The organism is Citrobacter sp. RHBSTW-00859 (assembly GCF_013729795.1).
GTDB lineage: Bacteria > Pseudomonadota > Gammaproteobacteria > Enterobacterales > Enterobacteriaceae > Citrobacter > Citrobacter braakii.
In genome coordinates, this window is record NZ_CP056284.1 from 375,789 (window position 1) to 392,043 (window position 16,255).

The following is a 16,255-nucleotide window of genomic DNA, read 5'->3' on the forward strand; positions in this document are numbered from 1 at the left end:
AATATGAACTGTCCAACTTTATGGGGGCAGTCCAACATCAGGGCATTTTTCAGCGTTAAATTAATGGTTCGAGAACCAGTTCAGCTTATCGCGTAGTCCAACCACGCGGCCGACGATAATCAGCGCCGGGCTTTCAACCTGCTGCGCCAGTTCGCCGAGTTGCGAAAGCACCCCGTTAACAACGCGTTGCTTCACGGAGGTACCGTTTTCTACCAGCGCGACAGACATATCGGGTTGCATGCCAAATTCGATCAGTTTTTCCTGGATAGTAGCCGCCTGATTGAGGCCCATGTAGAACACCAGCGTCTGTTTCTCTGCCGCCAGGTTTTCCCAGTCCAGCTCGCCGCCGGTTTTCAGGTGCCCGGTGACCAGACGTACACTCTGGGCGTAATCTCGATGGGTCAGTGGAATGCCAGAATAGGCGGAACAACCGGATGCAGCGGTAATACCTGGCACAACGGAGAATGGAATACCGGCATGGCAAAGGGTTTCCAGCTCTTCGCCACCACGACCAAAGATGAACGGGTCGCCACCTTTCAGGCGCACGACGCGTTTGCCCTGTTGCGCTTCACGCAGCAGGATCTGGTTAATTTCTTCCTGCGGTACACAGTGGTAGCCCGCGCGTTTACCGACGAACACCCGGTCGGCATCGCGGCGTACAAGGTTCATGATGTCGTCGGATACCAGACGGTCATAAACCACGACATCCGCTTGCTGGATCTGCTGTAGACCTTTCAGCGTCAGCAGCCCGGCATCGCCAGGACCGGCGCCAACCAGCACTACTTCGCCTCGATGGTCCAACGGTTCGCTGAGCAACTGCTCGGTGGTTTCCTCGACGGCTTTCTGGTCACTGTTCGCCAGCGACTGCGCCAGGCGGTCATTCACGAACAATTTTTCCCAGAAGCGGCGACGTTCACCCATGCTGGCAAACTGTTCTTTCACTCGGGCGCGTAACTTGCCTGCATATTGCGCGACCTGGCCCAGATGCTGAGGCAGCACAGATTCAAGTCTTTCACGTAGCAGACGGGCAAGCACCGGCGATGTACCGCCGGAGGAGACTGCCACCATCAGCGGCGAGCGGTCGATAATGGAGGGCATGATAAAACTGGCTGCTTTTGGCGCATCGACCACGTTGCAGAAAATACGACGTGATTCTGCGGCGGTGCTGACGCTTTGGTTGACGGCATCGTCATCGGTGGCGGCAATAGCCAGCCAGCAGGTGTCGAGCAGGGACTCGTCGAACGGTCCCTCAACCAGCGTCAGCATGCCTTCATCTGCCCATACGGTGAACTGCGGAATAAACGCCAACGCATTAACCGTTATACGGGCGCCCGCTTCCAGCAGTAACCGCGCTTTGCGTTCTGCGACATCACCACCGCCGACGATCAAGCAGTCGCGGTCACGTAGTTGACAAAATATAGGCAAATGATCCACGACATTACCCCTTAATTATTGGCAGTAGCCTCTGGCTGGTTGATTTTTGCCGGAGCAGGACGCTCCGATTTTGGCGTAGCATACCAATAACCCAATCCCATGAATACGACACCGGACAAAGTATTACCGAGTGTCACCCACAACAGGTTATGACCAATTCCTGACAGGGTATAGGCTTCGCTGTGGTGACCGAACCAGGAGAGGGCAAACAGCGTCATGTTGGCAACCGAGTGCTCGTAACCGGAAGCGATAAACGCCAGCAGACACCACCAGATAGCGAGGAATTTTGCTGCGCCCTCGGTACGAATTGCCATCCAGATTGCCAGACAAACCAACCAGTTACACAGTGCGCCTTTAAAGAACAGCACCGTTGCTGGCGCGGTAGTTTTCGCCAACGCCACCGAATGGACGATGCTGGTATCGACCGGCAGCAGGCTACCGCCGCCCCAACTATAAAGCAGAGCGACAAACACGGATCCGACCAGATTACCCAGCCAGGTTTGCGGCAGAATAGCCCACATCTGACCGTGACTGATGGTGCCCGCTTTGACGCCGAGCGTCAGGAACATGGTGTGACCGGTAAACAGTTCCGAACCGGCAATAATGACCAGCGTTAAAGCGATACCAAAGGTTGCACCCATTACCAGAGGACGAACGGACGGGTCGAGCAGATTACCGAGGGTGAAAATAAGAATGATGCCGAGACCGACGTAGGCCCCTGCCATTGCCGAACTGACCCAGAATCCGAGCGGGTTATTAGCCGAGAGGCGTGCGATGCGCGCAGCGTTAGCCGCACACTTATTAATAGTGTCTGTGAACATGTGTTGATTATCCTTGAAGTACAAACAATAAAAAGAAATCGTAACCGTAGGCCGGATAAGGCATTTATGCCGCCATCCGGCAATGTGCTTGTGCAATTGCCGGATGGCGCTACGCTTATCAGGCCTACAAATAAAAGACCTACAAATACGTCAAAAAAGGGGAGGCGTTGCGCCTCCCAAAAATTTATTAACCGCGCAGTTGCACCGTGCCGTCTTTCACTCGGGCTTCGTAATGTTTCACGGAGAACTGTTCGTCTTCCATGCACAGACCGTCGCTTAAGCGAAAGCGCTGTTTTTTCAGCGGGCTGGCGACCCACAATTCGCCCTGATGTTCAGCAATCAGCCCACGAGAAAGCACGCTGGACTCGAAGAACGGGTCGATGTTGCTGATCGCAAACACCTGGTCGCTGTGATACGGGCGGAAAATCGCAACTTGCTCGCTACCTAACAGGGCGCAGACGCCTGTTGCAGGCAGAATGTCATCGATTTTGCAGATGTTTTTCCACTGGCTCATGCGTTTTCCTCCACCAGAGTCACCGGGATACGCTCATAGGGCGTGGCCGGACGATGTTGTTCACGTTCAGGCACAACCTGGACATTCGGATCGCGTTGATCGCTGTTGATAAAGTGTTTGAAGCGAACCTGTGCGGATGGGGTGTTAACCGTCTCTGTCCACTCGCAGACCACCGCTTCACGCAGACGGGCCATCTCTTCTTCCAGGTGCTGGTTTAGCCCCAGTTTGTCGTCGATGATGACCGATTTCAGATATTCGATACCGCCTTCCAGGTTGTCTAACCATGGTGCGGTTCGGGTCAGTTTGTCAGCGGTACGGATGTAGAACATCATGAAACGATCAAGGTATTTGAGCAGCGTTTCGCGGTCGATATCCGCTGCCAGCAGGTCTGCATGACGAGGTTTCATCCCGCCGTTACCGCAAACGTACAAGTTCCAGCCTTTCTCAGTGGCGATGATACCCACGTCTTTGCCCTGTGCTTCCGCACATTCACGGGTACAGCCGGAGACGCCGAATTTCATTTTGTGCGGGGTACGAATGCCCTTGTAGCGGTTTTCCAGCTCCACGCCGAATCCGACGCTATCGCCGACGCCATAACGGCACCAGGTACTGCCTACGCAGGTTTTCGCCATACGCAGCGCTTTGGCGTATGCGTGACCGGTTTCAAAGCCCGCTTCAATCAGCTGACGCCAGATTTCCGGCAGGTCATCTTTTTGCGCGCCGAACAGGCCGATACGCTGAGAACCGGTGATTTTGGTATACAGGTTAAATTCACGCGCGATACGGCCCACGGCCACCAGGCCTTCAGGAGTAATTTCTCCGCCCGCAGAGCGCGGGATCACGGAGTAGGTACCGTCTTTCTGGATGTTCGCCAGGAAGTTGTCGTTAGTGTCCTGCAGCGGCGTGTGCTGTGGTTTGAGGATGTACTCATTCCAGCAGGAGGCCAGCAGGGAACCTACGGTTGGTTTACACACTTCACAGCCGTAGCCTTTCCCGTGTTTTGCCAGCAGCTCTTCGAAGGTTTTAATTCCTTCTACACGGATCAGATGGAACAGTTCCTGACGCGAGTACGGGAAGTGTTCACACAGGTTGTTGTTAACTTCGATCCCCTGTTTCGCCAGTTCAGCGTTCAGGACCTGCGTTACCAACGGGATACACCCGCCGCAGCCGGTACCAGCTTTGGTTTCAGCTTTCAGCGCCGCAACGGTGTGGCAGCCTTTGTTGATAGCGGCGATCAGCATGCCTTTGGTGACGTCGAAGCAGGAGCAAATCTGCGCGCTGTCCGGCAGTTTATCGACACCGATAGACGGCTTACCGCTGCCCGCGTGAGCTGGCAGAATCAGTGAGTCTGGGTTTTCCGGCAGTTCGATGGCGTTCAGTACCAGCTGCAGCAGGTTGCCGTAATCGCTGGTGTCACCGACTAAAACCGCCCCGAGCAGGGTTTTGTTATCTTCGCTAACGATGAGGCGTTTGTAGACTTCTTTGCTTTCGTCGAGATAGACGTAGCTACGGGCGCCCGGCGTGCGCGCATGCGCGTCGCCAATCCCGCCGACGTCAACACCGAGCAGCTTCAGCTTGGCGCTCAGATCCGCGCCTTCAAAGGCGTTTTCGGTTTCGAGAATATGGTCAACGGCAACCTGCGCCATTTTGTAGCCTGGAGCGACCAGACCATACACGCGGTTGTTCCAGCTGGCGCATTCGCCGATGGCATAGATGTCCGGATCAGAAGTCTGGCAGGTATCGTTAATCACAATACCACCGCGCGGCGCAACGTCCAGGCCGCATTGGGTGGCCAGTTTGTCGCGTGGGCGAATACCGGTAGAAAAGACGATGAAATCGACTTCCAGTTCGCTACCGTCGGCAAAACGCATGGTTTTGCGCGCTTCGGTGCCTTCCTGGACGATCTCTTTAGTGTTTTTGCTGGTGTGCACACGCACGCCCATGCTTTCAATTTTGCGACGTAACTGCTCGCCACCCATGTGATCCAGCTGTTCGGCCATCAGCATTGGGGCAAATTCAATCACGTGGGTTTCAACGCCGAGGCTTTTTAGCGCACCGGCGGCTTCCAGGCCCAGCAGGCCACCGCCGACGACGGCACCGCGTTTGCTACGGCGCGCGCAAGACTCAATGGCGTTGAGGTCTTCGATGGTGCGGTAAACGAAACAGTCTTGGGTTTCCGAACCTTTAATCGGTGGGATCCACGGATAAGAGCCTGTCGCCATGATCAGCTTATCGTAATAGACCGTACGACCCGCGCTGGAGTGGATCACCTTCTCCTGGCGGTTGATGGTGATTGCGCGCTCGCCCACTAACACCTTAACGCCATGCTTCTCGTAGAATCCTTCACGCACCAGAGAAAGTTCTTCGGCGGTGTGGTGGGAGAAGTAGGACGACAGGTGGACACGGTCGTACGCTTTGCGGGGTTCTTCACAGAAGACGGTAATATCAAAATTGGCAGCGTCGGATTTATCAAGAAGATCCTCAATAAAGCGATGGCCGACCATACCATTACCGATAATAGCGAGTCTGACTTTGCTCATTTTTGCCTCGATTTCTTTTCTATTACTGCCTACCTTAACGATTCAGCAACCCCGCTTATTGATGCAAATCAAATTCGCCTTTATATACTCCTTAAGAGGTATATGGCTGATTTAACTGCATTTTTATAAGTTACGGAATTAACAGGCTTTTCGTGTTTGTATAAATAACGTACAAATTAAGGGGTTTTTGTAAGAATTGGCCTACAGCACCAGAGAAAGAAGAGGGCGCGGGAATAGGCCGGAGGGCGTCTGCGCCTTATCCGGCCTACGAACAGCTTGTCTTGTAGGCCGGATAAGATACGTTAGCATCGCCATCCGGCACTCAGATTAATGCGTTGCGGGTGCGTTATGCTGGCGATGACGCGTGACGAACCCAAGAATAAAGCACATCACGAATACGACCGCATACAAGCCGTTAGCCGTCTGCAATGCCGCCAGCGGACCGCTGTGCGCCACGATAGGGCCAGTGACCACGAAGGTGAGCATAGTACCGATGGTGCCACAGGTCAGAACGAAGTTAACCAGTTTAGGTGATGCGACCTTCGTCTGCTGGGAGCCGAGGGTAATGATGGTGGTATAAATCGCGCTGGAGAAGAAGCCCAACGTTAGAATGAACCACGGCATATGCTCCGGCGTACCGGTGATAAACAGATACATCAGGACGGTAGCCACACCCGCCAGTACGGTCAGGATGCGCTGCAAATCGAAGAAACGCAGGATAAAGCTAAATGCCCACATGCCAACCATGTAAGACATCCAGAAGTCGCTGACCAGTTTACCTGCGTCGTTCAGGCTCATGCCCAGACTTTTGGCGTATTCCGGCACCCAGGAGATAAAGCCCAACTGACCGAGGATGTAGCACAGCGCGGCGATCGCCAGGAACAGCACGCCAATGCCCCATTTTTCTTTTACCACTGGCGCGTCCGGTTGCTGTGCGTGTTTACCCAGCGCCGGGAATTCGCAGCCGAAGGTCAGCAGGAAAATGGCGACGTATACCAGACCGATGCAGGCATAAACCCAATACCATTCGATGCTGCGCGCTAACAGGAATGCTGCCACCATCGGGAAAATCATGCCGGCCATGCTGAAGAAGGAATCAGTAAACAGCAGGCGGGAACCGCGCTGGCGACCTTCGTACATCTGAGTCACCAGGAACGTACCAATCGACATGGTGATACCGCTCACCAGACCCAGTACAAACATGGCGGCTGAGAACAAGGCCAGGCTATGGCTGAGCATCAGTCCGGCGACCGCCAGAACCATCAGGATAAAGCCAAAGCGCAACTGGGTTTTCAGTGGCACAATTTCCATCAGCCATGCATTCAGAAAAATAGAGATCAGAATGCCGGCATTCAGAAAGGTGAAGGTGTTACTCATACTGGAAACGGGCAAATGGAAGTAATCTGCGATGTTTCCCATCACCATCCCGGTGACAATTACCAACGCGCCTGTCAGGGCGTAGGAGAGAAAGCTAATCCATGTGAGCTTGATGCGATTGCTGTTAGTCATGACTGGCCTGTATAGAAGTGTTAGGCGCATTGACTGCGCCGTGAGCGGGCAGATTTTAGGCGCTTTAGTGATGCATTTAAATGTTTATTGGTAATTACTTGCTACGTTACATTTTTTTATGTGATCTAGATCGCATTGAATCTTGAGGCTATAAGGTTACATTTGTTTCAAGTACGTAAAATTAAGTAAAGGGATGGCCTTGTTCTTGAAGGCTCTTTAGAATCAATTCACTTGCTTCATTTCTGCTCTTGTTAAGGAATTCTCATGCTCAAATCGACTCTGGCGGCTGTTGCAGCTGTTCTCGCTCTTTCTGCTCTCTCTCCCGCAGCACTGGCAGCAAAAGGTGACCCGCATGTCCTGCTGACAACCTCTGCCGGTAACATTGAGCTGGAGCTGAACAGTCAGAAAGCCCCGGTTTCAGTGCAAAACTTTGTCGATTATGTCAACAGCGGTTTCTATAACAACACCACGTTCCACCGCGTGATCCCTGGCTTCATGGTGCAGGGCGGCGGTTTTACCGAGCAGATGCAGCAGAAGAAACCTAACCCGCCAATCAAGAATGAAGCTGATAACGGACTGCGTAATACCCGCGGCACGATTGCCATGGCGCGTACAGCAGATAAAGACAGCGCGACCAGCCAGTTCTTTATCAATATTGCAGACAATGCGTTCCTCGATCACGGCCAGCGCGACTTTGGGTACGCGGTCTTCGGTAAAGTTGTGAAAGGTATGGATGTCGCGGATAAGATCTCTCAGGTGCAGACCCATGATGTTGGTCCTTACCAGAATGTCCCGTCAAAACCGATTGTTATCCTGTCTGCCAAAGTCCTGCCGTAAACGTCTTTTGCGCGGGCAGTTCCTGTCCGCGTTCTTTCCCTTCTCTGCGTAACCTGAAATTGCCGCTTATACTTGTGGCAAGTGTCGGCTCATTCAGGGAGGTCACGTGAAAAAACTCACCGATAAACAAAAGTCCAGACTCTGGGAACAACGGCGAAATGCCAATTTCCAGGCCAGTCGGCGGCTGGAAGGCGTGGATATTCCACGGGTGACTTTGAGCACGGAAGACGCCCTGGCGCGTCTTGAAGAGTTGAGGGGGCACTATGAGCGATAAATTCGGTGATGGACGCGATCCCTATTTGTATCCGGGCCTGAATGTCATGCGTAACCGTCTGGGGATTCATCAGGCACAGCGCCTGGCGCAGGCGGCGTATGAACTGACGGCGCTGCGTGCGGCCACTATCGAATTAGGCCCGCTTAAACGGGGCTTGCCGCATCTGTGCGCCATTCATCGCCAACTGTATCGGGATATTTTTGACTGGGCGGGACATCTGCGAGAAGTGGATATTTACCAGGGCGATACCCGCTTTTGTCATTTCGCTTATATCGAGAAAGAGGGCAATGCGCTGATGCAGGACCTGGAAGACGAGTCCTGGTTGGTGGGGTTACCGGAAGATAAGTTTGTGGATCGTCTTGCGCACTATTATTGCGAAATCAACGTGCTGCATCCGTTTCGTATTGGCAGCGGTCTGGCACAGCGAATTTTTTTCGAACAGTTAGCGATTCATGCCGGGTATATATTGAGCTGGGATGACATTCCGGTTGAGGAGTGGAACCTGGCTAATCAGAGTGGGGCGATGGGTGACCTGTCTGCGCTTCGGGCGATATTTCGTAAAGTGGTAAGCGAAGCCCCGGAAACTGAGTAGAATAGCGCGGTTCTTATGTACCGGAGCCGCCATGATCCTGCTTATCGATAACTATGATTCTTTTACCTGGAACCTGTACCAATACTTCTGCGAACTGGGCGCTGATGTCCTTGTCAGGCGCAACGACGAACTGACGCTGGCGCAAATCGACGCGCTAAGCCCGCAAAAAATCGTAATATCCCCAGGCCCCTGCACGCCGGATGACGCTGGGATCTCATTGGATGTTATTCGTCATTTCGCGGGCAAGACGCCCCTGCTGGGTGTTTGTCTGGGACATCAGGCTATGGCGCAGGCCTTTGGCGCGACAGTGGTTCGGGCAGCTAAAGTGATGCACGGTAAAACCTCGCCAATTACGCATAACGGGCAGGGTGTTTTTCAGGGGCTCGCCAACCCATTAACGGTGACGCGCTACCATTCTCTGGTGGTTGCCCCCGCGACGCTTCCTGACTGCTTTGAGGTGACGGCCTGGAGTGAAACGCAGGAGATTATGGGCATTCGTCACCGCGAGTGGGATATGGAAGGGGTGCAGTTTCACCCGGAGAGTATTCTCAGCGAACAGGGGCATCAACTGCTGGCTAATTTCCTCAACCGGTGATTTGTGGTTGCTATTCAGTGATTTTTTATTCATATTTTGTGATTATAATTTCACTAACATTTCTGCTTAACAGGGTGGCAATGACATGGCAACTGAACAAACTGCAATTACGCGCGCGACATTCGATGAAGTGATTCTGCCGATTTATGCACCGGCTGAGTTTATCCCGGTAAAAGGGAAAGGGAGTCGAGTCTGGGATCAACAGGGCAAAGAGTATGTTGATTTCGCGGGCGGCATTGCAGTTACTGCACTAGGGCATTGCCATCCGGCCCTGGTGGAGGCGTTAAAAACCCAGGGTGAAACCCTGTGGCATACCAGCAACGTTTTCACCAACGAACCGGCGTTGCGCCTGGGCCGTAAAATCATTGATGCGACCTTCGCCGAGCGCGTGCTGTTCATGAATTCGGGTACCGAAGCTAACGAAACCGCCTTTAAGCTGGCGCGCCACTATGCCTGCGTGCGCCATAGTCCGTTCAAAACCAAAATCATTGCCTTCCATAATGCGTTTCACGGTCGTTCGCTGTTTACCGTATCCGTCGGCGGGCAGCCGAAATACTCTGACGGCTTTGGACCAAAACCAGCGGATATCATCCATGTACCGTTTAACGATCTGCATGCGGTCAAAGCGGTGATGGACGATCACACCTGTGCGGTGGTGGTTGAGCCTATTCAGGGGGAGGGTGGCGTCACTGCGGCAACGCCGGAATTCCTGCAAGGTTTGCGTGAACTTTGCGACCAACACCAGGCGCTATTGGTATTGGATGAAGTGCAGAGCGGGATGGGCCGTACCGGCGATCTGTTTGCCTATATGCACTATGGCGTGACGCCGGATATCCTCACCAGCGCGAAGGCTCTCGGCGGCGGCTTCCCGGTGAGCGCGGTGCTGACCACCCAAGAGATTGCCTCCGCATTTCATGTGGGTTCGCACGGTTCCACTTACGGTGGCAATCCGCTGGCCTGCGCAGTTGCGGGGGCAGCGTTTGATATCATCAACACGCCGGAAGTGTTGGAAGGTATTCAGGCTAAACGTCAGGCGTTTGTCCAACATTTGCACAAAATTGATCAACAGTTCGATATTTTCAGCGATATTCGCGGGATGGGGCTGCTGATTGGCGCCGAGCTGAAGCCGCAGTTTAAAGGCCGGGCGCGCGATTTCCTGTATGCCGCCGCGCACGAAGGGGTGATGGTACTCAACGCCGGACCGGACGTGATGCGTTTCGCGCCGTCGCTGGTAGTTGAGCAGGCGGATATCGATGAAGGGATGCAGCGTTTCGCACAAGCGGTAGCGAAAGTCGTTGCCTGATTACCTGTTGCCGGATAAGCACAGCGCATCCGGCAGTCGATCTTAACCTTTCATGTCCCGCAGACGGCGGCTCAGCCAGATTCCGTGGTGCGGTCGCTGACGCCATGCTACCGACGAAATGGTGTGCATGGTGTTCAGATGCCCCAGTATCCGTTGCAGATGCTGCTCAAGGGTGCTTAACGGACCGTGGGACAGCATCTCTGGCGCTTCGAGAATATTCACATCGCCTGAGCTTCCCGGTCCGTCATATTCCAGCCGCTGCTGACAGCGCTGGAGCGCAATTTCACAGGATTCCAGATACCGCTGCGCTAAATCCGGCGTCAGCATTGTGTGTTCCCTTGCCAGTGTGGTCATCGCGTTGATGTGCTCGACGATGAACTGGCTGTGCGTGACCCACAGTTTCATGTCCGCCAGGTAGTGCGAGTTGAATCCTGGCTCCTGCATCGCCTGGTTCAGTGAGTTGAACAACGTGTTATGCGCCTGATTGACCCGCATGCGTTGATACGCCAGCGGCGTGGCCTGCGGATCGTTGCTGAGGATCAGGCGAATGGCCTCCTGATCGGCTTCTAACGCATCATGGGCGTTCTTACGCAGCAGGCCGCTCTGCCACTGCGGCCACAGCCAGAGTGTACCGCCAAAGGCGATTAAGCAGCCAATAACCGTATCGACAAACCGCGGCACGATAAACTGCTCTCCGTTCAGCGTCAGCAGTTGCAGGGTGTATACCGCCGTGACCGTAAAGCCGACGGTAGCCCAGCCGTAGTTTTTGCGCATGATCAGATAGCTACCCAGGGTAATCAGCAGCATGCCTGCCAGCGTGTAACCTTCCTGAATATGAAAGTGCAGGGTGACCCCGGCAATGACCAGTCCAACGAGCGTTCCTGCTGAACGGTGTAAAATACGTACCCGGGTTGCTCCGTAGCCATTTTGCGTGACGAACAGGATCGTCATCAAAATCCAGTAAGGCTTTGGCAGGTGTAAAGCGCTGCCCATCAGGCTGGCGATACTTAGCATGACACTGATGCGTCCGGCATTACGCAGCACCGGCGATTTCAACGACAGATAGTTTTTCAGGGCCGGGATCAGCGGCAACCGACGCTGCTTGTCCGCCATTAAATCTCGGGCGTACAGCGGTCGCTGGGTGCGTAGCACGCGGGCAATACGGCTGAAGTGCCAGTAGCAAAATTGTCCCACCGGATTGTCCGGATGCTGGTTGGCGATTTTCTCCAGCGTGCCAATCTGCTTGTCCATCGAGAAACGGGTCGGCAAACGGTGATACAAAATATCATCGGCCAGTACCCGGAGGCGTTCGGCGACGGTGCGCGCATTCCAGCGAATCACCTGTTCGGCGTGGCTACGTTCGACCAGCTTTTGCACCTCTTCCGGCTGGTGGAGGCTGACGGAAATATGCTCCTGCAAGTCCAGTGCCTCCTGAAAGGCACGCAGCAGGCGCTTGTAATCGTTGTTGCGATGCGCCGACAGCATATGCATTTGCTGGTAGCACTGGGTAATCAGATCCACCGCTTTCTGCTGGCGAACCAGCAGGGGAGGCAGCGCTTTTTCCGGATCGGCATGCTGGGTCAGCAGGCTGTACTTGGCCTCACAGTAATCGGCTAATTCACGGTACAACAAGCTGAGCGATTCACGGAGCGGCTGCTCGCGCCACATCCAGAACCAGAACCAGTTGAACAGGCCGTACCATAACGTGCCCAGCGCATAGATCAGCAACGGTTCCCAGACGGGCATGTTCCCGACCAGGCTTAGCGTGAAAATCGCGGCGATAAGTGAGGCCGGTAACAGTCGGGCATGCAGAGGGCTTAGCTCGGCGGTTACGCCAAGAATCAGCGTCAGTCCGGTGAGGATAAGCGGCAGCGGTATGGCCTGTGCCAGCAGCAACTGCATGATCAGACTGCAACCGGCAAACAAAGACGCGCCAATAGCTAAACGTTTGAAAAAGCGCTTATGCGGGGTATCAAGACCGGCAATGTTGCAGCAGGCAGGGACCAGGGAGAAGAGGAGTCCCAGATGAAGCTGACCGATGATCAGACCAACAGCCACAGGTAAACATAGCACCAGCGTCTGCCGTAGTGCGTAGTTGATCTCTGGGTGGTATATCAGTCTTCGCCACATCGGTGTAAACAAAAGTGGCGCATCACTGAGTAACGCGCCACTTCGATGGGGTTAACGGGTGCCGTAGACGACGATGGTCTTACCGTGTGCGGAGATCAGGTTCTGATCTTCCAGCATCTTCAGAATACGACCAACGGTCTCACGGGAGCAGCCAACGATCTGGCCGATTTCCTGACGGGTGATTTTAATCTGCATGCCGTCCGGGTGGGTCATCGCATCAGGCTGTTTCGCCAGATTCAGCAGAGTCTGCGCGATACGACCCGTTACGTCGAGGAAGGCTAGGTTGCCGACTTTTTCAGACGTGACCTGCAGGCGACGAGCCATCTGTGAAGACAGGCGCATCAGAATATCCGGGTTGACCTGGATTAATTGGCGAAATTTTTTGTATGAAATTTCAGCGACTTCACATGCGGTTTTGGCACGTACCCAGGCGCTACGTTCCTGACCTTCTTCGAAGAGGCCTAATTCACCAATAAAATCGCCCTGATTCAGATAAGAAAGGATCATTTCTTTCCCTTCTTCATCTTTGATCAGCACTGCCACTGAGCCTTTAACGATGTAATACAACGTTTCCGCTTTTTCACCCTGGTGAATCAGCGTGCTCTTCGATGGGTACTTATGAATATGGCAATGAGACAAGAACCATTCGAGAGTCGGGTCTGTTTGCGGTTTGCCAAGCACCATGCGCGGTTATCCTCTGTTATAAGCTGTCTCCAGAGCCAGAAAACGACGCTGCCTCTGGGTTTGCAAAAATATGCTTCCCGCTACCTGGGAAAGGGGCTGTCAAAAATTAACTGCAGCCTGTAATGTGATGTCCTCTGCATACATGCAGTACGTCAATGTATTACTGTAGCATCCTGACTGTTTTAGCATAGCTTTCGCCGTGTGTCTCCTGGTGTCTCGCTTCAGCATGACGCAGGTCGCCTTCCGTTGCGAGAATTGTTATGTACGCGTAATCTGTCAGGAAAATTGAAACATTGGAGTTACGAAATATGCAAGCGCGTGTAAAGTGGGTTGAGGGGTTAACCTTCCTCGGTGAGTCCGCCTCTGGTCACCAAATTTTGATGGACGGTAACTCCGGTGATAAAGCGCCGAGCCCGATGGAAATGGTATTAATGGCTGCGGGCGGTTGCAGCGCAATTGATGTGGTTTCGATCCTGCAAAAAGGTCGTCAGGATGTGACCAACTGCGAAGTGAAACTGACCTCAGAGCGTCGTGATGAAGCGCCGCGCCTGTTTACCCACATCAACCTGCATTTCATCGTAACGGGTAACGATCTGAAAGATGCGTCCGTTTCGCGCGCAGTCGATCTCTCTGCGGAAAAATATTGCTCCGTGGCGCTGATGCTGGAAAAGGCGGTGAACATTACCCACTCCTATGAAGTGGTTGCTGCTTCTTGATGTCATGCCTGATGGCGTTTCACTTATCAGGCCTACAGGATATAAACGCGTAGGCCGGATAAGGCATCAGCCGCCATCCGGCAAAATAACACCTTACTCTATCTTTTTGCCTTCCATCAGTCGCTGGACCAGCGGCAGCATAATCAATTCCATCGCCAGACCCATTTTCCCGCCCGGAACAACCAACGTATTGATATGGGAAATGAATGATCCCTGCAGCATGGCCAGTAGCCACGGAAAGTCGATCCCTTCCAGGTTCCGAAAATGAATCACGACAAAGCTTTCATCCAGTGATGGAATACTTTTGGCGGCAAAGGGGTTGGAGGTATCAACGGTCGGTACGCGCTGGAAGTTAATATGCGTACGGGAAAACTGCGGCGTAATGTAATTGATGTAATCGTCCATTGAGCGCACCACTGAGTCCATCACCGCTTCGCGCGAGTGTCCCCGCTCGCTGGTATCGCGGGTCAGCTTCTGAATCCATTCCAGGTTCACGATCGGCACTACGCCAACCAGCAGATCGACATGCCGGGCCACGTTTTGCTGTGGGGTTACGACGCCGCCGTGCAGTCCTTCATAGAACAGGACATCCGTCGGTTCAGGCAGCGGCTGCCAGGGCGTAAATGTACCCGGAACCTGATTCCACGGTACGGCCTCATCGTAGGTGTGCAGATATTTTCGCGACTGACCTTTGCCCGTCTGGCCGTATTCGATGAAGGTTTGCTCCAGCAGACCGAAGTCATTAGCTTCGGGGCCGAAATAGCTGATATGCCGCCCGGCATCGCGCGCTTTGCGAATCGCCATGTCCATTTCCGGACGGGTATAACGATGAAAACTGTCACCTTCCACCTCGGCGGCGCGCAGATTTAACTGCGCGAAAATTTTACGAAACGCGAGGCTGGTGGTGGTGGTCCCCGCGCCGCTGGACCCTGTTACCGCAATCACCGGATGTTTGGCAGACATAACAACTCCATGAATAGGTTGAATTTTTATTATAGTCGGCCGTCGGCTACGGATTACTCGTGAATCTGCTTCCTCGGCATAATGTTGACCGTTTCATGCAGTTCGGACCATACCAGCACGGCTTCACCAGATTGTAGTTGGCGTTTGACGTCGGCGACTTTTTGTTCGAGCGAGCGTTCATGTTCACCATAATCGGTGCCTTCGCGCAAGACAAAGCTTTCAATCAGATTGTCCAGCGCGTCCGGGGAGATGTCTTGCCAAGGGATGATCATGATGATGCCTCCAGATACGTTGTCAGCCAGTCCGGGATTCTGGATTCCAGCCACATCTCAGGACGGCGCACCGTGCCGCCAATGAATCCGACGTGGCCGCCGTGTTCCGTCAGTTGATACTCTACCTGTGAGGGCAGATTTTCTGGTTTAGGGATCACGTGATGATCCATAAACGGATCGTCCTTGGCATGGATAATCAGCGTGGGTTTGGCGATCTGGTTGAGCAACGGCATAGCGCTACACTGACGGTAATAGTCTATAGCATCAGCGAAACCGTGGATTTTGGCGGTGATCAGATCGTCAAAATCGCGAATGCGACGCAGAGATTTCAACTGGCCCAGACTCACCGGCAGCGATCCTGGATACGCCTCTAGCTTACGCGAGGCATTGGCTTTCAACAGGTTTAGCAGGTAGCGCTGATAGACCCGGGAGAATCCCTTGTCCATATGGTAACTACAGGCTTCCAGCACGAAAGGCGCGGAAACGATAACCGCGGCATCAATTGGAATCTCAGTACCTTCTTTTGCCAGCAGGCAGGCCAGCATGTTTCCACCGAGCGAATAGCCTACCGCCGCGGTCGGCACGCGACCGAACTCACGTGCCAGCCAGTGTAAAAACCAGGTGCCATCTTCTGTCTCACCGGAGTGATAAATACGGTTCAGACGATTGGGTTCGCCGCTACAGCCGCGAAAATGCATCACCACGCCCAGCCAGCCGCGCTTTTGCGCTGCTTCAATCAGGCCATGTGCGTACGGGCTGTTCAGACTGCCTTCCAGACCGTGAAAAACCACCAGGCGCGGTTTATGTTTCGCCTGTTGCGGGTCTTCACTCCATGCCAGATCGACAAAATCACCGTCGGGCAATTCCAGACGCTGCCAGTGGGCGTCGAATTTCACCTTGCGGCGAATTAAACGCGGTAGCATCGTCTGCAGATGGCGGTTACTGATACCGCGCATCGGACGGAATTCTCGTGAATCGTCGGTATGTGGAGTTATTTCTGTGGACGTGATTTCAACCATAACACCAGAGCAATTAATAATCGGAAAGAATAACTATACCGCGCACAGCGCG

At 53.7% G+C, this 16,255-nt stretch carries 15 protein-coding genes and 1 pseudogene; 6 read left to right on the forward strand and 10 right to left on the reverse strand.

Features of this window, described 5'->3' with window-relative positions; all coding sequences use genetic code 11:
• Window positions 1–60 precede the first annotated feature (60 nt).
• The 5 genes from cysG to tsgA all read right to left on the reverse strand — a co-directional run bounded on the left by cysG (window position 61) and on the right by tsgA (window position 6,818).
• Entirely contained in the window at window positions 61–1,434 is a 1,374-nt protein-coding gene (gene cysG / locus HV302_RS01785; RefSeq protein WP_016157628.1) for a siroheme synthase CysG, read from the reverse strand.
• An 11-nt stretch (window positions 1,435–1,445) separates the two neighbouring features.
• Window positions 1,446–2,255 (reverse strand): nitrite transporter NirC, encoded by an 810-nt coding sequence (gene nirC / locus HV302_RS01790; RefSeq protein ID WP_047501468.1) that lies wholly within the window; start codon window positions 2,253–2,255, stop codon window positions 1,446–1,448.
• Between the two features lie 187 nt (window positions 2,256–2,442).
• The gene (gene nirD / locus HV302_RS01795) at window positions 2,443–2,769 is read right to left on the reverse strand and encodes a nitrite reductase small subunit NirD (RefSeq protein WP_016154780.1); all 327 of its coding nucleotides are present in this window, start codon (window positions 2,767–2,769) and stop codon (window positions 2,443–2,445) included.
• The gene (gene nirB, locus HV302_RS01800; protein ID WP_016154779.1) at window positions 2,766–5,309 is read right to left on the reverse strand and encodes an NADPH-nitrite reductase large subunit; all 2,544 of its coding nucleotides are present in this window, start codon (window positions 5,307–5,309) and stop codon (window positions 2,766–2,768) included. The genes nirD and nirB overlap by 4 nt, the downstream gene beginning before the upstream one ends.
• 327 nt (window positions 5,310–5,636) lie before the next feature.
• A complete protein-coding gene (gene tsgA, locus HV302_RS01805; protein WP_016154778.1) occupies window positions 5,637–6,818 on the reverse strand; it encodes an MFS transporter TsgA in 1,182 nt (393 codons plus the stop codon).
• Window positions 6,819–7,082: 264 nt separating this feature from the next.
• On the opposite strand from tsgA, the gene ppiA reads away from it, so the two are divergent.
• From ppiA to argD, 5 genes are all read left to right on the forward strand, one after another.
• Entirely contained in the window at window positions 7,083–7,655 is a 573-nt protein-coding gene (gene ppiA, locus HV302_RS01810) for a peptidylprolyl isomerase A (RefSeq protein WP_003023595.1), read from the forward strand.
• 106 nt (window positions 7,656–7,761) lie between these two features.
• Window positions 7,762–7,929, forward strand: a complete 168-nt coding sequence (locus HV302_RS01815) for a YhfG family protein (protein WP_016157626.1) — start codon at window positions 7,762–7,764, stop codon at window positions 7,927–7,929.
• A complete protein-coding gene (locus HV302_RS01820; protein ID WP_104652066.1) occupies window positions 7,919–8,521 on the forward strand; it encodes a putative adenosine monophosphate-protein transferase Fic in 603 nt (200 codons plus the stop codon). The genes HV302_RS01815 and HV302_RS01820 overlap by 11 nt, the downstream gene beginning before the upstream one ends.
• Window positions 8,522–8,552: 31 nt before the next feature.
• Window positions 8,553–9,116: an aminodeoxychorismate synthase component 2 gene (gene pabA / locus HV302_RS01825; protein WP_016154776.1), complete on the forward strand. Its 564-nt coding sequence runs from the start codon at window positions 8,553–8,555 to the stop codon at window positions 9,114–9,116.
• Between the two features lie 85 nt (window positions 9,117–9,201).
• On the forward strand, window positions 9,202–10,419 hold the full coding sequence (gene argD, locus HV302_RS01830) for a bifunctional acetylornithine/succinyldiaminopimelate transaminase (protein WP_046275256.1): 1,218 nt from the start codon (window positions 9,202–9,204) through the stop codon (window positions 10,417–10,419).
• A 42-nt stretch (window positions 10,420–10,461) separates the two neighbouring features.
• Here the strand turns inward: argD and HV302_RS01835 are convergent, their stop codons facing one another.
• Window positions 10,462–12,549 (reverse strand): YccS/YhfK family putative transporter, encoded by a 2,088-nt coding sequence (locus HV302_RS01835; RefSeq protein WP_181627429.1) that lies wholly within the window; start codon window positions 12,547–12,549, stop codon window positions 10,462–10,464.
• Window positions 12,550–12,600: 51 nt separating this feature from the next.
• Window positions 12,601–13,233 (reverse strand): cAMP-activated global transcriptional regulator CRP, encoded by a 633-nt coding sequence (gene crp / locus HV302_RS01840; RefSeq protein WP_000242758.1) that lies wholly within the window; start codon window positions 13,231–13,233, stop codon window positions 12,601–12,603.
• Window positions 13,234–13,541: 308 nt separating this feature from the next.
• Here crp and HV302_RS01845 point away from each other — a divergent pair, with 308 nt between their 5' ends.
• A complete protein-coding gene (locus tag HV302_RS01845; protein ID WP_016154773.1) occupies window positions 13,542–13,949 on the forward strand; it encodes an OsmC family protein in 408 nt (135 codons plus the stop codon).
• Window positions 13,950–14,042: 93 nt separating this feature from the next.
• On the opposite strand, the gene HV302_RS01850 is transcribed toward HV302_RS01845, so the two are convergent.
• From HV302_RS01850 to HV302_RS01860, 3 genes and pseudogenes are all read right to left on the reverse strand, one after another.
• The gene (locus HV302_RS01850; protein WP_003827751.1) at window positions 14,043–14,912 is read right to left on the reverse strand and encodes a phosphoribulokinase; all 870 of its coding nucleotides are present in this window, start codon (window positions 14,910–14,912) and stop codon (window positions 14,043–14,045) included.
• A 53-nt stretch (window positions 14,913–14,965) separates the two neighbouring features.
• Window positions 14,966–15,184: a YheU family protein gene (locus HV302_RS01855; RefSeq protein ID WP_003023615.1), complete on the reverse strand. Its 219-nt coding sequence runs from the start codon at window positions 15,182–15,184 to the stop codon at window positions 14,966–14,968.
• A pseudogene (locus tag HV302_RS01860) lies at window positions 15,181–16,249 on the reverse strand (hydrolase). Before HV302_RS01860 ends, HV302_RS01855 begins: the two are co-directional and overlap by 4 nt.
• Between the last annotated feature and the right edge of the window lie 6 nt (window positions 16,250–16,255).